Below are 301 nucleotides of genomic sequence, written 5' to 3'. Positions count from 1 at the left end.
CTACCAGCGCTAGTCCGCTTTGCACGCCATGGTGCGCGACCATTTCGCCATCCTGAAAGTGGGCCCGGCCGCCACCTTCGCCCTGCGCGAGGCGCTGTACGCCCTGTGCCAGATCGAAGAAGAACTGCTGCCGGCGCACGCCACGTCGCAACTGATGCAGGTGCTCGACGACGTGATGCTGGCCAAGCCGAAGAACTGGATCAAGCATTACCTGGGCACGCCTGACGAACAGCGATTGATGCGCCGCTACGGCTTGAGCGACCGTTGCCGCTATTACTGGGGCGAGCCGGCGGTGGCGGCC

General features: G+C 64.8%; 1 protein-coding gene. It reads left to right on the top strand.

Annotation, left to right across the window (positions count from 1 at the left end; translation table 11 throughout):
• Window positions 1–28: 28 nt before the first annotated feature.
• The coding region (locus tag HX774_RS19645; protein ID WP_255500571.1) for a class II D-tagatose-bisphosphate aldolase non-catalytic subunit at window positions 29–301 on the top strand (273 nt) is incomplete at its 3' end.

It is taken from the genome of Brevundimonas sp. P7753 (assembly GCF_013386595.1).
Lineage (GTDB): Bacteria > Pseudomonadota > Alphaproteobacteria > Caulobacterales > Caulobacteraceae > Brevundimonas > Brevundimonas bullata.
Note: the sequence above shows the minus strand (reverse complement) of the source record. Positions and strands in the feature narration are given on the sequence as shown.